The sequence below is a fragment of the Levilactobacillus bambusae genome (assembly GCF_003124125.1).
GTDB classification, from domain to species: Bacteria; Bacillota; Bacilli; order Lactobacillales; family Lactobacillaceae; genus Levilactobacillus; species Levilactobacillus bambusae.
In genome coordinates this window covers 90,788-110,655 of the sequence record NZ_QCXQ01000001.1, presented here as the reverse complement: position 1 = coordinate 110,655, position 19,868 = coordinate 90,788, and the positions used below count along the sequence as shown (strand labels likewise).

Below are 19,868 nucleotides of genomic sequence, written 5' to 3'. Positions count from 1 at the left end.
CCATCAACAATTAGTTGATGGACTTTTTTATTATGACTCAAATTCTACAATATTTTGGGCAGTTCCCGTCTCAATTAAAGATTTATTATCATCAAACGAGAAGACCACCATGTTTTTCACCGCGGTTTCCGTGTAAAAGGCGATGTGAGGACTAACTAGAACGTTTTCACGCTCCATCAAATTCTTCAATCGGCCATCGGGAATGGCGTCAAAGCTGCCCCAATCTTTGTTAAAGATCCCGACTTCATCTTCGTAAGTATCAAGCGCTGCGCCCCCAACCTTACCTGAATCTAAAGCGTGGATCAAAGCATCCGTATCAACTAGTGCCCCCCGCGCTGGATTAAGAATATAAACCCCGTCCTTCATTTCATTCAGGGTCGATTTATTAATCATATGGTCGGTTTCGGGCGTTGCAGGTGCGTGCAGGGATAAAACATCCGACTGCTTAAATAAGTCATCCGCAGAATCCACGTAGATGCCCTGCTTTTCTAATTCAGGATTCCGGTAGACGTCGTAGGCAATAACCTTAGCCCCGAAGCCCTGGTAAATTTTAATTGCTGCCCGGCCAATCCGCCCGGTTGCATAGACCCCAACCGTTAACTGGTTAAGTTCCAGGGCAATGTCCGGTGCCCATGTGAGGTTCCCCTCCGTCTGTTTACGATCAAACGTTCGACTTCGCCGTAGCAACCGCATGAGTTGGGTAACCGTAAATTCAGCGATTGCTTCCGGTGAATAAGCGGGTACATTGGTAACGGTGATCCCATTCCGTTTAATTGCATCAATATCAATATTATCTACCCCAACATTCCGTAGGGACATGTATTTTACGCCATCAGCGGCTAACTTATCAATTACCGATGCCGTATAGGGCTTCTGTTGGTAAACGACCGCGCCATCGTACCCCTTGGCAAGATCAACCGTTGAGTCATCCAGTAATTCTTGAACTACTTTTACATCAACATCCGGGTTCTTTTCTTCCCAGTCTTTAACGTATGGGAGTTCGTCATCACGAATTCCGTAGGCAATAATTTTCACGTGTCATTCCTCCAAACATTAAGATAACTCTATTATAGGTGTTTTCCAGGGTTCAGCCAATCCCTAAAGTGAGAAATCAACGTGATGTAAGCGTAAAAACTTTTCTTTTGCCGGTCGTGACTGATGTTTAAAATGCCATTCGGCACTTAGCGCATCATGTTTAGATTCAAATCGTTCCTGATAAAGAATTCGTATGGGATGATGCGTTTTGGTATACTTTGCGCCGTGTCCGCTCTTATGGGATTCAAAGCGGTTTGAAACGTCCGTTGTAAAACCGCCGTAAAAACTTCCATCCTGACAGAGTAGAACGTAAAAATAGTAGCTAGTGTTTGTCGCCAAATAGAATCGCCCCCACTTCTGGAAGATATTCTCCCTGTTCGTCGTATACAGTCATTGGCGGCATTACCCTCAAACCGTCGGGCTGACCATCCTTAATCGCTTCAACTAACACCATATTCGCCTCTTTATTTGCCTTTGGGTAAACAAATCGAAGACGTTTCGGCGCCAACCGGTGACTCTGCATCAATGCGAGTAAGTCTAACAATCGATCTGGGCGGTGAACAAAATAAGCTTTCCCGTTCATTTTTAACAACTGACTCGTCACGTCTACCACGGTTTTGAGCGTTGTTTTAACTTCGTGCCGAGCAATGGTCAAGTATGGATTATCATTTTTCTTACTTGCCGGCAAATTTTCAAAATAAGGTGGGTTACAAGTCACAACGTCGGCACTATCCTTTTTCAGGTGGTTAAAAACGGTAGCTAAATCTTGCGGATAGACCGAAATTTGATCGGAAAGTTGGTTTAGTTCGACACTTCGCTTAGCCATATCGGCCAGCCGGGGTTGAATTTCGACCTCCACGATTTTCCCGTGCGTTTTATGACTCATGAATAAACCAACCGCACCGTTTCCCGCACATAAATCGACGGTCAAACTACGGTTTCGCACTGGAAGTTTTGCAAAATCTGCCAGTAAGACGGCGTCTAGCGAAAACGAAAAAACGTCGGGACTCTGGATTATCTGAACGGATTGACTGTAAAGCTGATCAATTCGTTCGCCCGACTTTAACACTGGTTTTGTCACCTTAGTTCCCCCTAATCTTGTAATTTAACTTGAAACTAACGAACAAGTTCGCCATACTATTTTTAGTATAAATTCGAGAGGAGTTACCCCTATGCTGTATTCGTTTTTGCGTGTTCTTATCCGCGCATTACTTATCCTGATAAATGGAAACATCCATTATGATCATCAGGATCGTTTACCAAATCAACCCTATATTCTGGTTGCACCCCACCGGACTTGGTTCGATCCCGTTTTGTTTGCTTTAGGGACCAAGCGCAAATTTGCCTTCATGGCGAAGGAAGAACTGTTTAAGAATCCGATTCTTCGCTGGATTCTGGTCCACGTCCACGCCTTTCCGGTCGACCGTCAAAATCCGGGACCTTCAGCAATTAAGGTCCCCGTCAAAATTTTAAAAAAGGGGGATGACTCCCTCATTATCTTTCCCTCTGGCAGTCGCCACTCAGCCGAGCTAAAGGGAGGCGCCATCGTCATTGCCAAACTTGCCGGCGTGCCACTGGTTCCGGCCGTCTATCAAGGTCCTTTAACCTTTATGCGACTATTTTCACGCAAGCGAATCACCGTATCTTACGGTGACCCCATTTACGTTGACCGGAAGTTGAAGTTAACGGACGAAAACCAGAAACTGATTGAAGATCAAATGCAAGAAAGTTTCGATGCCCTTGATAAAGAAATTGATCCAGACTGGCACTACGTTGATGTGACCGGTCAAAAACATCGAACAATCGATTAGTCTCTACCCCAACCTTTTAGGATGGGGTTTTTATTTCCCGATTAATCAAATAAAAAGCGTTTAGCAAAATCCGAATTTAATCAGATCCTGTTAAACGCCAACTGATCAAAACGAATCGATCAGTTTATTTTTTCTTTGATGTCGTTGATGATTGTGACTTCATCGCGTTCATCATTTGGTTCAACTTACGTTGTGAAGGTTTTTGCCCCATCTGAAGCATCATTGCCCGCAACTGATCTTCGTTAATTGGCGGATTATCCTTTAGGTAGTTTTCAAGGTATTTACGAGCACCAAAAAAGCCACCTACGGCTCCCAGAATTGCTGCCAGAACGACAATCAAAATCCAAATACCGGTTGACATAGCCATCCCTCCTCATCTTTTCATTACAATCATTGATTTTACACAACTTCTCCGCAAAATAAAAGAGCAATCCTAGGTTTCCCGCTAGATTGCCCCGTTATTTAGCTTAGTCATCTCGTAATCCACGTTTGCGTTGGATCTTTTTAACTTTATCTGGCGTAACTTCTTTGCCATCCTTGTCAAACACCTGGGTCATTTCGAGTTGACTTCTAAAGCCCTCCCGAAATTTTTCTAAATACTGTTCCCGCAGGTCCTTTTGTTCGACTTTTTCTAATTCAGTTAATTCAACTTCCTTAGCCTTGTGAGCTAATTCATTGATTCGATCGAGTAGTTTCATCATTTCTGGATCTTCTGCCATGCGTGTATCCCCCTCTATCTTCAAATTTGAGGCGGCAAAAGAAGTCATTGGTTTTCTTTTGCATGAAAATTCTAACAACAAACGCCTAAAAGCGCAACTTATTCCGCTTTTATACGAACAAGTGTTTGAATCTTACAGTATCCTATGATAAACTTAATTTAAAATTACCGGGAAAGGATGCAAGCTTATGACTAAAGCATCAGATAGCAAACAGATGGCCATTCTCGACTTTATTTGGAAACGGGTAAACGAGGTCGGTTATCCACCTACCGTTCGTGAAATCTGCGACGCCGTATCCCTTTCCTCGACGTCAACCGTTCATGGCCATCTTGCAAGACTAGAAAAAAAGGGCTTCCTACATAAGGACCCCACCAAGCCCCGGGCGCTGGAAATTACAACAGCCGGCATGGCCGAACTGGGTGTTAAAGAGAAGCAGGAAATGATTCCCGTTTTAGGAACGGTAACCGCCGGCGAACCAATATTGGCGGTCCAAGAGGCCACTGATTACTTTCCGATTCCACCCGAATTTGACAATAGCAGCGACGATCTGTTCATGTTAACCATTCGTGGTGAATCAATGATTAATATTGGAATCCTGAGCGGCGATGAAGTGATCGTTCGCCGTCAACAATCTGCTGATAACGGCGACATTGTCATTGCCATGACCGAAGAAAACGAAGCGACCTGCAAGCGTTTTTTTAAGGAAGCAGATCATTATCGCTTACAGCCGGAAAATGATACTATGGCCCCGATTATTTTAAAGCAAGTTGCCATTCTAGGTAAGGTCGTCGGACTCTACCGGGCTGCCGTTGGTTAAATAACCTGTTAGGTAAACAGGATGAAACGCCCAACGTTCAATTCATACAAAAAACGGATGATGACTAATTCGATTGTTGATCGAATTTAGTCGTCATCCGTTTTTGATTACGGTTTGCTGTACACCGCATAATGGTCAACCTGAAAAAATTGTGTTTTCAAAGCGAAGCGAACTCATGGTGTCAAGTTCATTTTATTTTTAAATGACCGGACCATTATAATGACTCTCTGGCATAGTCTTAAAATCATAGGCAGCTAACTGAGCAGCATCCGTTAGATAGGCGGTTAAACTTTGAGATAACATAATATTAACCGGCGATTCTTTTTCGTGAAGTAAAACTACCGGAATCTCAGCACGGACGGCATACCCCACTTCAAACGCCGTTCCAGAATCTACGTTGTCACCAACAAAATCACTCACAGCCACCACAACGTCCGCGTCTTGCAGATGGTCAACATCATTATCGAAAATTGCCTGAGCCCACTCCGGGGTACCCACTTCAAGATTTTCAATTTGTTCGGCACGAGGACTAAAGAAGTCAGTTACAGTTACGTTTGTGCTCAGGGCTTCTTCCACCCGCTTTATTCGGTTAATTTGTTCATCGTCAAAAAAGGGGCCTGCTAAATAAATTTTCACACTCTTCACTCCTCGAATTGGTTATCCCTATTTTACCGGACCTCACCCAAATATGTCTAGGTCGCCTGAGAAAAAATCAGTTCGAGCTGAAGACCAATGCCCAACCATGTTATACTGTTAATTAAATACCATTCAAATGATTTAAGGAGGTTCAGTTAATGGCGCTTTTTATTGCGATCATGGCGGGAATCGTACTACTTCTCGCAATTTTTAAGTTGGTCCTTAATCTTCAGGAAGGTGAGGGATGGCGAATTCCGACTGGATTAGCCGTGATTGCCGTTTTAATCATGGGACTATCAATTTGGAAGCTTCCCTTTTGGTCCGGTCATGATCAGACATCCAATTCGGTATCCTCTCAGAGTTCAACTTCTGCTAAAACTTCAGCCAAGGATTTTTCAGCTAACTTTTCCGATCAAAAGGACTCCGTTTTTGACGGCGGAAAGGCTGATCGAGCTAAGGCCGAACAAACGTTAAAAGTTCAACAAATGAGTAAACAGCTTCGGGAAACCTACGCCGATTTAGGCCAGGTGACCTATACGGCTACAACCAAGACCTGGACCTTAACGATCACCGACAAAGACTTCAACAAGGCCGTTACATACCTTTCCCAAAATCCGGGCGAGGGTCAAAAAATCAAGTGGCCTAGTTTTGTGACCAATATGACCAAAACCTCACAGAGCATTCAAAAAAACGTTGGGTCGGGTTATACCTGGCAAATCAAGAGTTCAGCAGCATCCGATAGCATCATTCTTCGTCTCAAAGACGGCAAAGTCACCCAAAACTTAGCCAAGTAATCAGGATGACATCTAGCTGTGTACAAAAACCGGGAACGTTCACCTAAACGTTCCCGGTTTTTATCGTCTTATTATGCTAATCGGCTACTGTCTAACCGTTTGCTTTCTGTATTGGCGCTGTTGGTCCTTTAGGCCAGCTAAAACAAACGTTGCGTGATCCCCTGCTAAATCAAGAATTCGGTCTGATCCATCCGTTGGCAGCTGATCCATAAACATCGTTTCGTAGTCCTGTACGGATAACTTAGTTCGGTTATTCAATTCATCTAAACGTTGAATTTTATTCAACTGATCCTGATAATTGGGGACCAGCACCCCACTATAAAACTCGCCCTCCGCACCAGAACCGTAGCTAAACAGCCCAACTCGATCACCAGCCGATAACTTGCCGGTTTCAAGCAATGAAAGTAGGCTTAAATAGAGTGACCCAGTATATAGATTACCGACTTCCCGTGCATACACCCGGCTGTCATCAAAGTTGGCCTTTAGGACTTCCTGCTGACGCTCATCGGCCTCGGGCAAAACCGTTCTGAGCGCTTTGACTCCCATTTTAGTAAACGGTAAATGAAAAATCAGGGCCTCAAAGTCACCCATCTTAAATCCAGTTTTAGTGAGATAACGGTGAAAGGTATCCGTAAAAAAGTCCAGATAGACTTGTTCGGAATATTTCCCGTCCACTAGTGCTTCTGTTCGATAGTTTGGCCGCCAGAAATCCATAATATCCCTTGTCAAATGGGCATCATGCGTATCAAGAACTAAAATCCGGGGATTCTGACTTAATAACATGACAACGGCTCCCCCGCCCTGAGTCACTTCGCCAGGAGTTTTAATGCCATACCGGGCAACGTCAGCACCGATCACTAGGGCCTTTTCGTCTGGATGATTCATCAAGTAGTTTTTTGCAAGATCGATCCCTGCTGTGGCGCCAAAGCAAGCTTGCTTGAGTTCAACCGCCTTGGCCTGATTATTAACTCCAATCAAATTCATAAGGTAAACCGCTGCCGATTTGGAGTTATCAATTCCAGATTCGGTTCCAAATAGCACTAACGAAATTTTCTCTTTATCTTCAGGGGTTAAAATGGAATCAGCAGCATTGGCAGCCATTGTCACAACGTCCTGAGTTGGAGGAATAACTGCCTGTCGATTCTGCCCAATTCCAATTAAATATTTATTGGGATCCTCATGACGGGCTTCCGCTAAATCAGTCATATCTACGTAGTAATTCGGGGCGTAAAACCCGATTTTATCAATCCCAACGTTTGTTGTCATCTAACCTTCTCCTCTCGTGAACTGGGAGCCATTTCTCAGTTTCTAAAAGGTAAATGTAGCACAACTTACCTTTGAATCGCAACAGACGATCAATTGTACTATGCAACTTAACAGTTAATTTACAGCATTTATTTCTTGTCGTTATGCTTATTGCTATACACAAAAACATCCATGACGCAAAATTACGTCATGGATGTTTGTTAACGGCCTAATTGTTCCTTTAACCCCGGAAGCAACTTTTTCATAGCCTCCAGGTCCTGATTAGAAACCGTCGGATACGTTAACTTCATTGCTTCAAAGTGTTGAACTAAAATATTCGAAACGATTAAGCGGGCCGTGACCTTATCATCGGCCGGAATAATGTACCATGGACTCTTCTTGGTAGCCGTTCCCCTTAACATTTTGTTATAGGCCATTTGATAATCGTCCCAGTAGGCCCGTTCCTTGGCGTCACTTGCCGAAAACTTCCAGTTTTTTTCGGGAGTCGTAATACGTTTAATAAACCGCTTATCCTGTTCATCCTTTGACAAATGAAGAAAAAACTTATAAAAAACGAAACCTTGGTGCCGCAAATATCGTTCGTAGGCTTTCAAGTCTCGGTAACGGGTGTCAAACAGTTTTTGAGTGACATCCTTAGAACTTGTAATTCCCGGGATTTTTTCATTAAGGACAAGGTTCGGATGAACCTTATCCACCAGCACTTCTTCGTACTGAGACCGGTTAAAAATCTTAATTTCTCCGCGAGCAGGCAATTCATTATTTACCCGCCACAAATAATCATGGCTTAATTCTACTGAGGTCGGTTGCTTAAAGTTTGCGACCGACGTTCCCTCAGGATTCATCCCGGAAAAGACGTGTCGAATCATGCCGTCCTTGCCCGACGCATCCATCCCTTGAAGCAAAATAATAATTCCCGTTTGTTTGTCGGCGTAAAGGCGCTGCTGAAAATCCGCTAACTTTTGGACGTTTTCATCTAGCTTAGCTTGCTCGGTCACCTTCTCGCTTTGTTTTGACACCTTTTTGGCCGGTTTTGCCCGGGTCGGAATCTTATTAATATTAACCGGTTCATTTCCTGTATAACGATACAGTTCTTCATCACCCATAACGTCATCCCCCAATGTTATTTTCTTCACCATAGCACGATTTTCGGATAAAAGTGAGCTGAAACGCTTGCAAACTTAAAAAAATTTAAAATCAGCTTGACCTCCCTTCCTAAAACCGCCAAACTATAATCTGTACGCTTTTACGTTTGCTCGTCCTGACTAGACGATAGAAGCAAGAATTTCTAGGAGGATTTATTGGATGAGAAAGTATGTTGCTGAATTTTTAGGCACCTTTGTGCTAGTGTTTGTCGGTACAGGAGCCGTTGTCTTAGCGAAGGGTGATACCCTGACCATCGGTTTGTCGTTCGGGCTTGCCGTCATGATGATGGCCTACGCCGTGGGAAATATTTCTGGTGGTCACTTTAACTCGGCCGTTACCCTGGGCTTTTTAATTAAGGGTGATGTCACTTTCGTTCAAGCCATCGGCTACTGGATATCACAGTTCATTGGTGCAATCGTCGCTTCGTTTGTCGTTCAACGGTTTACCATTGCGCTACATCAACCGGCAAACCAACTTGGCCAAACGGATTTCCCAACGATTTCAGCCGGAATGGCATTCGGATTTGAAGCCCTCATTACCTTCCTATTCGTTTTCATTATTTTAATGGTCACAAGCGATCAGTTCGGTAACGCAATGATGGCTCCGTTAGTTATCGGAATTACCCTTGGGTTTATGATCATCGTCGCCCTCAACTTAACTGGCGGTTCGCTTAATCCCGCCCGGAGTTTTGGACCCGCAATTTTGGCGGGTGGAAGCGCCCTGGCTCACTACTGGGTTTACTTCTGCGCTCCGTTAGTCGGAAGTGCCATCGCTGCCTTTGTCGCTCGGTGGTTCCTTGCTGACTAATTAGTTTTAACACCTAACGGCTAACTTCAGCCGGTTAGGTGTTTTTTTATTGCCCGACAAGTGTTGATTGTCCCCAGATTTGTTATACTAAGGGTAAATCAGTCATGTAAAGGAGATTATTATGAAAACGATTACTGCTTATTTTGTCCGCCACGGTCAAACGATGTTAAACCACTACAATAAGGTACAGGGTTGGATTGACTCCCCGTTAACCGAAAAAGGGATTGCTGACGCCAAACGGGCCGGCCAAAATTTAAAGGCCCTCAACTTCGACTCCGCCTATTCAAGTGATTCCGGTCGGGCCATTGAAACGGAACGGTTGATTTTAAAGGCTAACCCCCACAATCAAAATATTGTCCAATACCAATATCCTGAATTTCGGGAACAGTGCCATGGTTACTTCGAAGGAAGTGACCTTAACCAAATGTGGCAATTTGTTGGTGAACAAGTTCAATTAACCTCTGAGAGTGCGGTTCTAAAGCAATTTGGGTTGGAAAAGGCCCGTGATCTTATTCATCGCGCTGATCTTTATGGCGAAGCAGAAAGTAACGATCAGTTTTGGCACCGACTTGACCGGGGCTTTGATAAACTCCGCGCAAACACATCCGACGGTGACGTTGTCGTCGTTGTCTCTCACGGGATGACCATTCGCTCCATCGTGGACCGATACGCTCCCCAACTTGACTTAGGCGAACCCACCCAAAATGGCAGTATTACTAAACTGATCATTACGGATAATGATATTCAGGTTGAATACTTTAATCACGTTGACATTCCGGTCGCATCACCCGAAGATTAAAGCTAGCGACAGAAACTCAGGATATCCTGAACCACTAAATAAGCAGCGCAACCATCCAGGTTACGCTGCTTATTTAGTTATTTTATTCATCGCCTTATCAAAATCCAGGCACACAGATTGGCATTTTTTAGACGACGGAACCTAAGGCAGCCAAAGCCGTAATAATCGCAACAATCGCAATCCAAATATTATCCTTTTCGATCCCCTTTTTCTTCCGGGACCGGAGCCACAACAGGCAGAGAACGGCCACGAGTGCGTAAATAAAAAAGTAGATTAAATTTTGTTTCACTGTCTTTCTTCCCTTCGTTCGATTAACTAGCAATAAAATCCGATTCGTTTTAATTCCAACCCTTCGCTCGATAGTTTAAAGTTAAGGTAGAATTTTCGGAGGTGATTCAATTGACGAGTGACGCAGAATTAAATAAATTATACAGCATTGACCACACCTTGGGCGAGGCCTTAGATAATATTAACACTAAAACCCCGGTCTACATCAACGGAACCCAGTTAAATCGCTTGTACGGTGAACAGGATTCGCGACAGGCCGTTTTAAACTTTGCCCACGACTCGGATACCGAGTGTGTGTTTGAAACCGATCCCAAGGGAATTGTTAATCTAAAGGGCCTAGTTGCCTACGCCAACCTTTCCCCAGTGGGACCGACAAATAAGGAAACCATCATTGACAATCTGGTGGACGTCTTTGATCAACGACCCGGACGCTACGAAATTGATGATGCATCAGCCAGTCTCACCGTTACTCCGGCAGGTCATGAATTCGGGGCAATTTCCTTAAAGTCGGGAACTTATCTCATGTACGGTAAAAATGATTATACGGTTCTTTTGAAGCTGTGAGCTTTCTCACTTAGGATCCAATCAGAACCTGCTATACTGAACAAAAAGGAGGTCTTCGTAGTGAATGACTTATTAAATCAAATTCTAGCCGACGTAAAGTCAATGTCTTCTGGTAGCACCAAGACGATTCAGTTAACTAATGTTACTGACGACCATGCTGGTGAGTTAATCGACCGGTTAAGTGCCAACGTGGCTGATGCCGACTTTGACCTTGATAAAGACGGAACAACCAATATCCTCCATGTCCGCAAACACTAATTACTTCTTCATTCAAACCATCATCCATGGATGATGGTTTTTTATTAGCAGTAACGTCGCCCTTAAATTTACATATACCAATTAAAGAAAAAACAAGACTATATAAAACCAATTTTGACACTTTTCCTTTGTACCAACGATATTGATGTAGTCCATTACATAATATTTTTTGTTTTTTTATATACCTTTACCTTGATTTTATTTTTGATATGGGTACAATGAAATTATGAAATCAGTTTCAAAGGAGAAATGAATGATGTCAGAAGAAATGGTTGCAACACTTATTCAATCGGTGGATCTAAAAGTTAAATCGGCTACCAAGGGCTTAGTGCTGGATACATCCCTTAGTTCAGCTACCGAGGCCACGGAGTTTCTCACCCTCGTTCGAATTAAATATCCACGCAACGTTTTTACCCTAAAGCAGCTTAATAATCATTACTGTGTTGTGATGGCGGATCCCGCCAGTGAAATTTAAATTGAGCTAGCAAAAGGAGGCTGCCAAAATGTCTGAATGGAAAAAATTTTTTAACACTAACCACGTCATTGAAAATACCCGTTGGTTGATCGAAATCGGTGCCATTACCATCGATCGGCTAGCCGAAAGTACTGGCGTTGACCCAAACGTTTTACATCAAATTGTGACAACGTCCATCACCGAAAACGAACTCTCTGAACAAGAAATTCGGTTTTTAAACATTTTTTACTATCAAAAGATGGAGGATTTTTTTCATCATACTTACTGTTATCATCATCAAATTACCCCAAATGAATTGGTTCCCGAGCAGGTGGAGCCAACCCTGAGACTAGCAATGAACCGCTTTTATATTCGTTAGCCCTGTCACTCCACCTGTTAATCACCGCTCACTGTCAATTTGGTATACGCTATAAACTTTTATCAAGGAATTTATGTTGCATTAATTTGTATCTTTGATATACTTATTTTTGTAAGCAATTTGGAGAGTTGGCAGAGTGGTAATGCAACGGACTCGAAATCCGTCGAACCGGCTAATACCGGCGCGCAGGTTCAAATCCTGTACTCTCCTTTCAGGTACGGTATAGAAAGTTTTTAAAAAATAGGAATCCCGCTAAATCAACGTTTAGCGAGGTTCCTATTTTTGAGTTTGGGTAAGAATGTCGAATAACTGAGAACACTTTTAGCATTTTTTCACACTTTTTGAACGCCAGCAAAACTTAAAAGACATTCGGCTGTCCTTTGATTGTGGGATCGCTTTTAAACTCCCTCACCCACCCTGACCTAAAAAGTCCCTACCAAAAACTTGGCGGGGACTTAAACATAATGTAGGGTTCGTGCTTTTTCACGATAACCAAGATTTATATTAACCAAATTATTTCAAATAAACAACTATTTGCACTTATTCCCTTAAGTTCACCCTAATTTATTCTAAACGTGATAACTCCTCACCACTAATAGTGTATAATAAACTCATTAATTCACAGTGTCGCAACTCATCACCAACACTATGAATCATCAGTAGCTTCATTTAACGGATGAAGCTGATTAAACGAGGTGTTCATATGATTTTACATAGTACTCAGGACGGGGAACAACCCCTATTTTTAGATGTCAATAATGCCACAACTATTTCAGGGGATCAGGAAGCGCAATCAATTTTTGCGACCTTAACATTACCAACCCGGGTGAACTTAATTTTTGGCCAAAAAAATGTTATTTACGTTCAAGATGCCCACCGGAAAAAGTATATTTTAACCCCCGGCTTTCCAAATCCCCAAGCTTTTAAGCAGGCTCTTCAATTAATTCCTCGGCTTACGGGAAATAGTGACTTCATTGATCAAGTCGCGACCTCTTCGAAGTCGGATTACACCCTTAAAATTACAATCGCGTAAAATACCGGCGAATGCCGGTATTTTTTATTTTTGGTCCCGTTAGCGTCCGTTAACTCAGGAAGTTATTGCGTTATTTGACCACGGCTAGGTTGACACTAATGTCGACATTTGCTACTAGAAAACCGTTTTAAGATATTCCATAACTTTACATAATTTAAATTATTATCATTCATCATTTACGGGCCTTAACCCTGATAAGCGTATTTGTTGATGGCCTAAATTATATTTGTTATGATGGCGCTATCTTCTAGAAAAGGTGGTCATGGCCAATGACAGTTAATAACTCAAAAGAACAAACCCTGCGTTACTACTTCACGAAGCTATATAATCAACGACTCGAGTCTGGTTTAACACCCAAGGAAGCTAAGAACGTCTCCTGCTCAGGCAATCTCCTCTGCCAGTTAAAGGAGTTAGTGGGCGCAGAAAATTTACTTCGTATTTTAACCGATTTACAGAACGACGGATTTCTTAATTTATTTACCGAAACATACGGTCCCAACGACGAAACACGCCTGCTGGGAATGAACTTAATGCCTAACCGTCAATTAGCGTTCGCTGTTGCTTACCATTAAGTTCATTACCTTAAAGAGGTCAGAGCTTTCTGGCCTTTTTATGTGGGCTCATCACAATTATTGTAATTTTCTCCCTTAAATTTTAAAATAAGGGTGTTAACTACTAATAAGACGGAAAGTGTGATTTAAATGACCCAATTAGAACGAACACTCCTACTTGTAAAACCCGATGGGGTAACGGAGGGCCATATTGGTGATATCATTCACCGATTGGAAGAAAAGCACTATACTATTTCGGCACTCAAAGTCGTTACGGCAACGGAGGACCAATTAAAAAATCACTATTCGGACAAGGTAGATAAACCCTTTTTTAAGGAAATTACCAGCTATATGCAGGAGGATCACTTAGTTGCTATCGTGGCCAGTGGGGTTAATATCATTAAGACCGTTCACCATATGGCGGGCAATACCAATCCTGATGAAGCACAACCAGGTACCATTCGTGGTGATTATTCCCATGACTGGTCAGACGGTATCTTGCGAAATACGGTTCATACTTCCGACAGTGTTACCGACGCAGAAAAAGAAATTCAAATTTGGTTTCCCAACCTAGAAGTTTAAGGAGGAGCTTATGAAAGTCAATAAACTTGCGGCATATTTATCTATTATCGCTACCCTCATTACCATTGTGTTAAACATCATGTCTGTTTCTCAACGGATGAAGTCACTTCACCAAGAATCAGCCTCAAAGCCAAAGCGTTAACCACCGGGTCTTAAAAGAACCCATTCGCATTTTATGATCAAACGTGGCATAATATTGAATAACGCTAAAAAAGGATGCGGTAAATGTGCTTCAGTTCGTTACCATCGGTCGAATCATCGGGATGGTTTTAATGGCGGTTGGATTAGTCTGGTTGATTTGGAATTCCTCAAGAAAACGGACGGCGCAAGCGGCACTTGTCACGCTTGGAATCGGGCTCGTCATTTTATTGGGTGCAGATGTTTTTCGTTTAATTATTCAGCATTAATATCTGACGTCCTGAAACGTTAATAAGCAGCATGCCCAACTTTGATTGCATAATCAAGGTTGGGTATGCTGCTTATTTTATTGGGGTTAACCGACAAATAGTTTTCGATTTTTAATTCTGGTTGCGATAGTAAAGCACCTTCACTTCGTCTAAAACAAAGGTCATTACCACCACAATTCCTAGCACCAACGCAACTTGAGTAACGGGCGCCTTAGCCAATAAAATTCCAAATATAGCCATGGCACTGGCGACAATAACGTTAATTAACGTCATCCAGAAAACCGGGCGGCTTGGCGCTAGCTTCCAAAAATGACCCCGCGTCCGAGTCATGTAAATCGTTGCCATCGGTGAGTCAATCAGGAACACAAATAGCAGAGAACTAATCACCGCGTGGGAAAAATGCCAACCGGTTAAATAAACATCTAATAACCCAAAGCCAATGATAAGCCAACCAATTGTAAAAATGCTAGCGATTTTAATAATCTGTCCCATCCGCCATTTTTCTGGCCGATGCGTGATAGCCGACGTTCGATCTGTTCCTAAGGTTAGCGTTACCAGGTCGTTCATAACGATAATAAAGACAATCATGCTTAAATTAACCGGAAAGAAGTCTGTTAGTAAGTACCCAAAGGTCAGTAGGACTGCCAACTCAGCTGTCCGAGCTAACTTAGTAATCGTCCACGTTAGCATGCGTTGATAAACCCGATGCCCGCTATCAATTAATTTACTAATATCACTTAGCCGGGGTTCCGTTAGAACGACCTTAGCGGCTTCCTTTGCCACATCCGTTGCATTACTAACAGCAATCCCAACGTTAGCCTGTTTTAGCGCAGGCGCATCATTAATGCCATCCCCCGTCATCCCAACAACGTTTTCCGCTTTTTGCAGAGCTTTCACGAGTTCAAACTTATCTTGGGGGTAGACGTCGGAAAAGCCATTATATTCCAGTGGATGCGCGAGGCCACTATGAATATCCGTTATATTAGGCCCAATCCCAACCTTTGTTGCAATTGATTTAGCCGTGGTTGACGAATCCCCCGTTAACATCACAACCTTAACCCCACGTTCCTGTAAATCGGCAATGGAGGTTGCCGCATCCTGCCTTGGTTCGTCAGCCAACGCAATTAATCCCTGTAAGGTTGCCGGTTGTCCATTTGAGCTCGTCGTTAAAGCAAGTACCCGATCCCCATCCTGTTCGGCCTGAATCACATCTGTAACTGCCTGATCCGTTTTTGATAACCTAGTTAGCAGCACGGTTGGTGAGCCTAAAGTGACGGTTAGTGGTTGATCGTTCCACTTTGTCGTGGCCACTGTTACCTTCTTATTAGGATCAAACGGGGTATAAGATAAGCGTGGTAAACTAGTTAAGCCCCGCTGTGCCGCTTCACCAATAATTGCTCTATCAATGGTTCCAGCTCCACTGGGATCACAGGCAACCGCTGCTAATTGAAGCAGTTGCGTATCCGTTAACCCTTGAAACGAAGTGACTCCTTGAACTACGGGCCGATTAGTGGTTAGCGTTCCCGTCTTATCCGTCAGTAAAACCGTCATGGTTGCTGAATCCTGAATTCCTGTTAGATCCGTAACCAAGATTTGGTGTTGAGCCAAGTACTTAGCTTCAATTGAATTAGCAACCGTAAAACTAGAGGGCATGGAAATTGGAATGGTAGCCACAATTAAAATCACCATAAAGGGAAGCAGTACCTGAATCTGAATCCCCCTAAATACTGCGACAATGACCAAAATAATAATCAATACCAAATCCATATAGGCTAAATAACGGACTACCGTAAATAAAAGCTGTTGGAGCTGCCCCGGGGCCTTAGCGTTTTTGACGAGTGCCGCAGTTTTACCCGCCGTACTAGCCGCACCAATTTTAACAACTTGCATCAGAGCAGCCCCCTGCTTAACAACCGTTCCCGATGAAACTGTGGCCCCCTCAGTCTTTTCAATGGCGGCCGATTCACCCGTTAATTCAGATTCATCCACAACGACCGAACCTGCTTCGAGCGTTCCATCCGCTGGAATAAGGTCCCCAACAAATAGGTGGACGATATCACCAGGAACTAAATCATCGACGTTAATGGTTTGCCAGGTCCCATTTCGTTTTACCCGCGCCGTCATTGTTTCCTTCGTATGAAGAAAACCAATTGCAGACTGGGCCCGGTGTTCCTGAATCGCCCCGTCCACGGCTGAAAAAAGAAGTAGTCCAAAAATAACAACGGTTTGAAATAGGTTGCCCAAACTAACTTCAAAAATCAAAGTGGCTTCAAGCAACCATGGGATCGGCCCCCAGAATCGGGCAATAATCCCCTGCAACAACGTGGTTTGTTGTGAGCGTTGAATCACATTGGGACCAAACTGACGCTGTTCCTGATTGATCTCGTCCGTTGTTAAACCTGTCCCCTGATACGTTGATTCCAGTGAATTCTGATCCATGCTTTTCCCCCTTAAGTAAGAAAAAACGCCTACTTCACTTATCTAAGTGAAGTAGGCGTCATCAATTCCGAAGAATTTATTGAGCGAACACCATCGCTCATTTTATTAACTTAATTTTAGCAGTCTTTTGCTAGAAAACAACTTATCAGCAACCGATTTAATAATTCATCAACGTAAAAACGTCATAACCGTTGCTTTCAATTTTTTCTCGGCCGTGGAGATCATCTAATTCGATGAAGAAAGCCGTCCCAACGACTATCCCGCCCAGGTCCTCAATTAACTGAATGGTAGCGCCAATGGTACCGCCAGTCGCCAGTAAATCATCCGTCACTAAAACCTTTTGTCCGGGTTGAATGGCATCCCTTTGCAGGTAAAGCGCTGACGTTCCGTACTCCAATTCGTACTTGGCCTCAACGGTTTCACCGGGCAGTTTGCCAGCCTTTCTGGCCGCCGCAAAGCCAACCCCTAATTCATAAGCAACTGGACACCCCACGATAAATCCGCGGGCCTCAGGGCCGACAACCATATCGACACCCTTTTCTTTAGCATATTTCACAATTTCATCGGTTGCAGCATGATAGGCTTTTCCGTTTGCCATCAACGGAGAAATGTCTCGAAAAATAACGCCATCCTCTGGATAGTTAGGAACCGTCGCCACATACTTTGTGAAATCAATTGCCATAATTGATGAACTCCTTTGTCATTTAATGCCCCTTAAAAATCGCTTTTAGTCTTGCGATTAACTGTTTACCGTCACTAAACAGCAGAGCCTGCTCTGTCTTTACCTGTTCCTCTCTCAACTGATAACTAGGTGCAGAGGAAAGGGCCTTCTTTTCAGGATGTTTGACCCCCGTCATCTTGCCCGCTGAAATCGTGACAAACCCGAGTTCAAAGAAAACCTGAATCATAAAGACCAACTGTGCTTGTTGAATCCCTAAAAATTGACTGAGTTCCCCCATTTGATGGGTAATATCAATATTTTGGTGTGTTTCAACGAACTTAAATAGTTTAGCATACTCCGACCGTTCTGGCATCCCCAAAAGCGAAACTGGCTGCTTTTTATAGAGGTACAGCGCGATTTCATTCCCTGGTAGTTCGGCTAAGATGGATTTTAAATCATCAGTTGAATCCGGACAATCCACTAGTATGATGGGTTGATCATCTGGAATGGGTTGAGTCAAAACCTGACCGTCAATACAAATACTAATTGCGGGTTCCTTAATATACCCTTGAAGTTGTTCATACAGGGATTCATGAAAGAAAACGTAAATTCCCGGCCGATCAAACATTTGTTGATGCAGCGCCGAAGTCCGTGAGTCAATGATGGTAATTCCTGAGGTTGCAATATCTTTTACCATCAGTTGGAGACTCGTCTTCCCCTTCCAGGTATTTGTCCCTAACGCCCCCACAATTTGAGCATCGTCCGAATTCGCCGTTAAATCACTGGCTAACTGGCCGGCACCAAAGTCAATGGCACTTAACCGTTGCTGACCCTCAGTGAGTTCAAACTTCAAGTGACTTCCCGTACTGCCAATAGCCTTGACATTCTGCAGGGAAGCGTCGCTAAACTCAAACAATGGTTCTGGGTTAGCCGGCCCAAACGGTGCTAGTCGCTGGACGGCTTGATAAACTTCCATTGTCGCCGTAGAAACCGAGATTTCAGCCGCCACGGTTAAACTCTGTTTGCCACTGGCCTTTAGATCCTGTTCGTCAGCCGCCGCATCCAAAGCTTGGGCTAACTCATCTAATTGATCCGCCATCACCGTTAATCCAACGGCCATGTGATGACCCCCAAAAGCCACCATCAGATCACGGTGGGGGTCTAGGGCAGCAAACAGGTTGAACGCTGGAACACTTCGACCGGAACCCTTAGCTCGGCCATCGTCACCAAGGTTTAGAATCAAAGTTGGCTTACCAGTCGCCTCTACTACGTGGGATGCCACAATCCCTAAGACACCCTCATGCCAATGATGTCCCGCAATAACCAACGCTTGCCGATGAACATGTTCTTCATCATTAGCGATTTGCAGGGCTTCATCACTAATTTTATTAACTAGTCCCTGACGCTCCTGGTTGGTTTTCTCCGTCTGATCAGCCAATTCTTGAGCTTGATCGGGATCTAACGTGGTTAACAACTCCACCGCTGGTTTTGCATCTTTCATCCGACCAAGCGCATTAAGTCTTGGCGCAATGGTAAATCCAATGGTTTGTTCCGTAATTTGATGGGCATCAACCCCAGCATTTTTCATTAGGGCAATTAATCCGGGTCGCTCATCCTGAGCCAGAAGTTTTAATCCAAAACTAACTAAAACCCGGTTCTCACGTGTTAAAGAAACTAAGTCCCCCACAGTGCCAATTGCGGCGAGGTCTAACATTTCTTGGGGAATTTCGTCTAATAGTGCGGTCGCAACTTTGAAAGCTACCCCAGCTCCTGATAGGTCGCCAAAGGGGTAGGAACCCTCTGGGTGGCGGGGGTGGATAATCGCATAGGCGTCTGGTAACGTCTCCGGCATTTCGTGGTGATCGGTTACCACAACGTCAACCCCGTGTTCATTGGCAACGGATATGGCTTCATTTCCTGCCACCCCATTATCAACCGTGACAATCAATTCTGTCCCAGCCTGAATAAGTTCCTCAAAAACCCGTGAATTAGGTCCGTAACCATCCGTGAACCGATTAGGAACGTAATAGTTCACTTGAGCGCCCATCTGTTCTAGCGCCTCCACTAAAATCGCGGTACTAGTTACGCCATCAGCATCATAATCACCGTAAACCGTAATTTGGTTTCCCTCTGAAATGGCCTTTTCAATGCGCTCCACCCCTCTTTGCATGTCATGCATTAACATTGGATCGTGAAGCTGTTCAGGACCTGGGTTTAAAAAGGCAGAGGCCTCATCCACCGTCGTATAACCGCGGTGGATGAGAATTTGGGCAATCACGGGATTTATGTCTAACTGAGTTCCCAACTGTTTAGCTGCTTCAGTCGGTCGATTAACACCCTTAACATCCCAATCATAATGTGATTCAATCACGCAAGTCATCCTTTCTCAAAAAGAAAAACAAGGCAGGCACCGCTGTCTTGTTTT

Annotated in this window: 26 protein-coding genes and 1 tRNA gene; 15 read left to right on the top strand and 12 right to left on the bottom strand. The window is 43.7% G+C overall.

Annotation, left to right across the window (positions count from 1 at the left end; all coding sequences use genetic code 11):
* Window positions 1-30: 30 nt before the first annotated feature.
* From DCM90_RS00660 to DCM90_RS00650, 3 genes are all read right to left on the bottom strand, one after another.
* Window positions 31-1,035 (bottom strand): D-2-hydroxyacid dehydrogenase, encoded by a 1,005-nt coding sequence (locus tag DCM90_RS00660; RefSeq protein WP_109249432.1) that lies wholly within the window; start codon window positions 1,033-1,035, stop codon window positions 31-33.
* 63 nt (window positions 1,036-1,098) lie between these two features.
* Window positions 1,099-1,374, bottom strand: a complete 276-nt coding sequence (locus DCM90_RS00655) for a GIY-YIG nuclease family protein (RefSeq protein ID WP_109249431.1) — start codon at window positions 1,372-1,374, stop codon at window positions 1,099-1,101.
* The gene (locus DCM90_RS00650) at window positions 1,358-2,116 is read right to left on the bottom strand and encodes a tRNA1(Val) (adenine(37)-N6)-methyltransferase (RefSeq protein WP_225365928.1); all 759 of its coding nucleotides are present in this window, start codon (window positions 2,114-2,116) and stop codon (window positions 1,358-1,360) included. The genes DCM90_RS00655 and DCM90_RS00650 overlap by 17 nt, the downstream gene beginning before the upstream one ends.
* A gap of 91 nt (window positions 2,117-2,207) precedes the next feature.
* Here DCM90_RS00650 and DCM90_RS00645 point away from each other — a divergent pair, with 91 nt between their 5' ends.
* The gene (locus tag DCM90_RS00645) at window positions 2,208-2,846 is read left to right on the top strand and encodes a lysophospholipid acyltransferase family protein (protein ID WP_109249430.1); all 639 of its coding nucleotides are present in this window, start codon (window positions 2,208-2,210) and stop codon (window positions 2,844-2,846) included.
* A gap of 124 nt (window positions 2,847-2,970) precedes the next feature.
* Here DCM90_RS00645 and DCM90_RS00640 read toward each other — a convergent pair whose 3' ends face one another.
* Together DCM90_RS00640 and DCM90_RS00635 are read right to left on the bottom strand one after the other, a co-directional pair.
* Window positions 2,971-3,207, bottom strand: coding sequence for a YneF family protein (locus tag DCM90_RS00640; protein WP_109249429.1), 237 nt, complete (start codon window positions 3,205-3,207; stop codon window positions 2,971-2,973).
* 106 nt (window positions 3,208-3,313) lie between these two features.
* Window positions 3,314-3,565 (bottom strand): DUF896 domain-containing protein, encoded by a 252-nt coding sequence (locus DCM90_RS00635; RefSeq protein ID WP_109249428.1) that lies wholly within the window; start codon window positions 3,563-3,565, stop codon window positions 3,314-3,316.
* Between the two features lie 187 nt (window positions 3,566-3,752).
* Between DCM90_RS00635 and lexA the strand changes: the two genes are divergently transcribed.
* Window positions 3,753-4,382 carry a transcriptional repressor LexA gene (gene lexA, locus DCM90_RS00630; RefSeq protein ID WP_109249427.1) on the top strand — a complete coding sequence of 210 codons (630 nt, stop codon included), beginning with the start codon at window positions 3,753-3,755 and terminating at the stop codon, window positions 4,380-4,382.
* A 198-nt stretch (window positions 4,383-4,580) separates the two neighbouring features.
* Here lexA and DCM90_RS00625 read toward each other — a convergent pair whose 3' ends face one another.
* Entirely contained in the window at window positions 4,581-5,018 is a 438-nt protein-coding gene (locus DCM90_RS00625) for a nucleoside 2-deoxyribosyltransferase (protein ID WP_109249426.1), read from the bottom strand.
* A gap of 158 nt (window positions 5,019-5,176) precedes the next feature.
* Here DCM90_RS00625 and DCM90_RS00620 point away from each other — a divergent pair, with 158 nt between their 5' ends.
* A complete protein-coding gene (locus DCM90_RS00620; RefSeq protein ID WP_109249425.1) occupies window positions 5,177-5,812 on the top strand; it encodes a hypothetical protein in 636 nt (211 codons plus the stop codon).
* A gap of 84 nt (window positions 5,813-5,896) precedes the next feature.
* Here DCM90_RS00620 and DCM90_RS00615 read toward each other — a convergent pair whose 3' ends face one another.
* Complete coding sequence (locus DCM90_RS00615) at window positions 5,897-7,078, bottom strand: hydroxymethylglutaryl-CoA synthase (protein WP_109249424.1); 1,182 nt, start codon at window positions 7,076-7,078, stop codon at window positions 5,897-5,899.
* 200 nt (window positions 7,079-7,278) lie between these two features.
* Window positions 7,279-8,181, bottom strand: coding sequence for a PPK2 family polyphosphate kinase (locus DCM90_RS00610; RefSeq protein ID WP_109249423.1), 903 nt, complete (start codon window positions 8,179-8,181; stop codon window positions 7,279-7,281).
* 199 nt (window positions 8,182-8,380) lie between these two features.
* Between DCM90_RS00610 and DCM90_RS00605 the strand changes: the two genes are divergently transcribed.
* Window positions 8,381-9,028, top strand: coding sequence for an MIP/aquaporin family protein (locus DCM90_RS00605; RefSeq protein WP_109249422.1), 648 nt, complete (start codon window positions 8,381-8,383; stop codon window positions 9,026-9,028).
* A 121-nt stretch (window positions 9,029-9,149) separates the two neighbouring features.
* Window positions 9,150-9,827 carry a histidine phosphatase family protein gene (locus DCM90_RS00600; protein ID WP_109249421.1) on the top strand — a complete coding sequence of 226 codons (678 nt, stop codon included), beginning with the start codon at window positions 9,150-9,152 and terminating at the stop codon, window positions 9,825-9,827.
* Between the two features lie 127 nt (window positions 9,828-9,954).
* Here the strand turns inward: DCM90_RS00600 and DCM90_RS09905 are convergent, their stop codons facing one another.
* A complete protein-coding gene (locus tag DCM90_RS09905; protein WP_165815163.1) occupies window positions 9,955-10,116 on the bottom strand; it encodes a hypothetical protein in 162 nt (53 codons plus the stop codon).
* Window positions 10,117-10,226: 110 nt separating this feature from the next.
* Between DCM90_RS09905 and DCM90_RS00595 the strand changes: the two genes are divergently transcribed.
* The 10 genes from DCM90_RS00595 (at window position 10,227) to DCM90_RS00555 (ending at window position 14,343) form a co-directional block, all read left to right on the top strand.
* Window positions 10,227-10,679, top strand: coding sequence for a hypothetical protein (locus tag DCM90_RS00595; RefSeq protein WP_109249420.1), 453 nt, complete (start codon window positions 10,227-10,229; stop codon window positions 10,677-10,679).
* Window positions 10,680-10,739: 60 nt separating this feature from the next.
* Window positions 10,740-10,937, top strand: coding sequence for a hypothetical protein (locus DCM90_RS00590; RefSeq protein ID WP_109249419.1), 198 nt, complete (start codon window positions 10,740-10,742; stop codon window positions 10,935-10,937).
* Window positions 10,938-11,193: 256 nt separating this feature from the next.
* Window positions 11,194-11,412 (top strand): hypothetical protein, encoded by a 219-nt coding sequence (locus DCM90_RS00585; RefSeq protein ID WP_109249418.1) that lies wholly within the window; start codon window positions 11,194-11,196, stop codon window positions 11,410-11,412.
* A gap of 28 nt (window positions 11,413-11,440) precedes the next feature.
* A complete protein-coding gene (locus DCM90_RS00580; protein ID WP_109249417.1) occupies window positions 11,441-11,770 on the top strand; it encodes a hypothetical protein in 330 nt (109 codons plus the stop codon).
* 122 nt (window positions 11,771-11,892) lie between these two features.
* Window positions 11,893-11,980, top strand: a tRNA-Ser gene (locus DCM90_RS00575).
* Between the two features lie 493 nt (window positions 11,981-12,473).
* On the top strand, window positions 12,474-12,803 hold the full coding sequence (locus DCM90_RS00570; protein WP_109249416.1) for a hypothetical protein: 330 nt from the start codon (window positions 12,474-12,476) through the stop codon (window positions 12,801-12,803).
* A gap of 269 nt (window positions 12,804-13,072) precedes the next feature.
* The gene (locus DCM90_RS00565) at window positions 13,073-13,375 is read left to right on the top strand and encodes a hypothetical protein (protein ID WP_109249415.1); all 303 of its coding nucleotides are present in this window, start codon (window positions 13,073-13,075) and stop codon (window positions 13,373-13,375) included.
* A 129-nt stretch (window positions 13,376-13,504) separates the two neighbouring features.
* A complete protein-coding gene (locus DCM90_RS00560; RefSeq protein ID WP_109249414.1) occupies window positions 13,505-13,936 on the top strand; it encodes a nucleoside-diphosphate kinase in 432 nt (143 codons plus the stop codon).
* A gap of 10 nt (window positions 13,937-13,946) precedes the next feature.
* On the top strand, window positions 13,947-14,078 hold the full coding sequence (locus DCM90_RS10145; protein WP_263852048.1) for a hypothetical protein: 132 nt from the start codon (window positions 13,947-13,949) through the stop codon (window positions 14,076-14,078).
* Between the two features lie 85 nt (window positions 14,079-14,163).
* Window positions 14,164-14,343 (top strand): hypothetical protein, encoded by a 180-nt coding sequence (locus tag DCM90_RS00555; protein ID WP_109249413.1) that lies wholly within the window; start codon window positions 14,164-14,166, stop codon window positions 14,341-14,343.
* 111 nt (window positions 14,344-14,454) lie between these two features.
* Here the strand turns inward: DCM90_RS00555 and DCM90_RS00550 are convergent, their stop codons facing one another.
* The 3 genes from DCM90_RS00550 to recJ form a co-directional block, all read right to left on the bottom strand.
* A complete protein-coding gene (locus DCM90_RS00550; RefSeq protein WP_109249412.1) occupies window positions 14,455-16,782 on the bottom strand; it encodes an HAD-IC family P-type ATPase in 2,328 nt (775 codons plus the stop codon).
* 157 nt (window positions 16,783-16,939) lie between these two features.
* Entirely contained in the window at window positions 16,940-17,464 is a 525-nt protein-coding gene (locus DCM90_RS00545; protein ID WP_109249411.1) for an adenine phosphoribosyltransferase, read from the bottom strand.
* 22 nt (window positions 17,465-17,486) lie between these two features.
* On the bottom strand, window positions 17,487-19,814 hold the full coding sequence (gene recJ / locus DCM90_RS00540; RefSeq protein WP_109249410.1) for a single-stranded-DNA-specific exonuclease RecJ: 2,328 nt from the start codon (window positions 19,812-19,814) through the stop codon (window positions 17,487-17,489).
* Window positions 19,815-19,868: the final 54 nt, after the last annotated feature.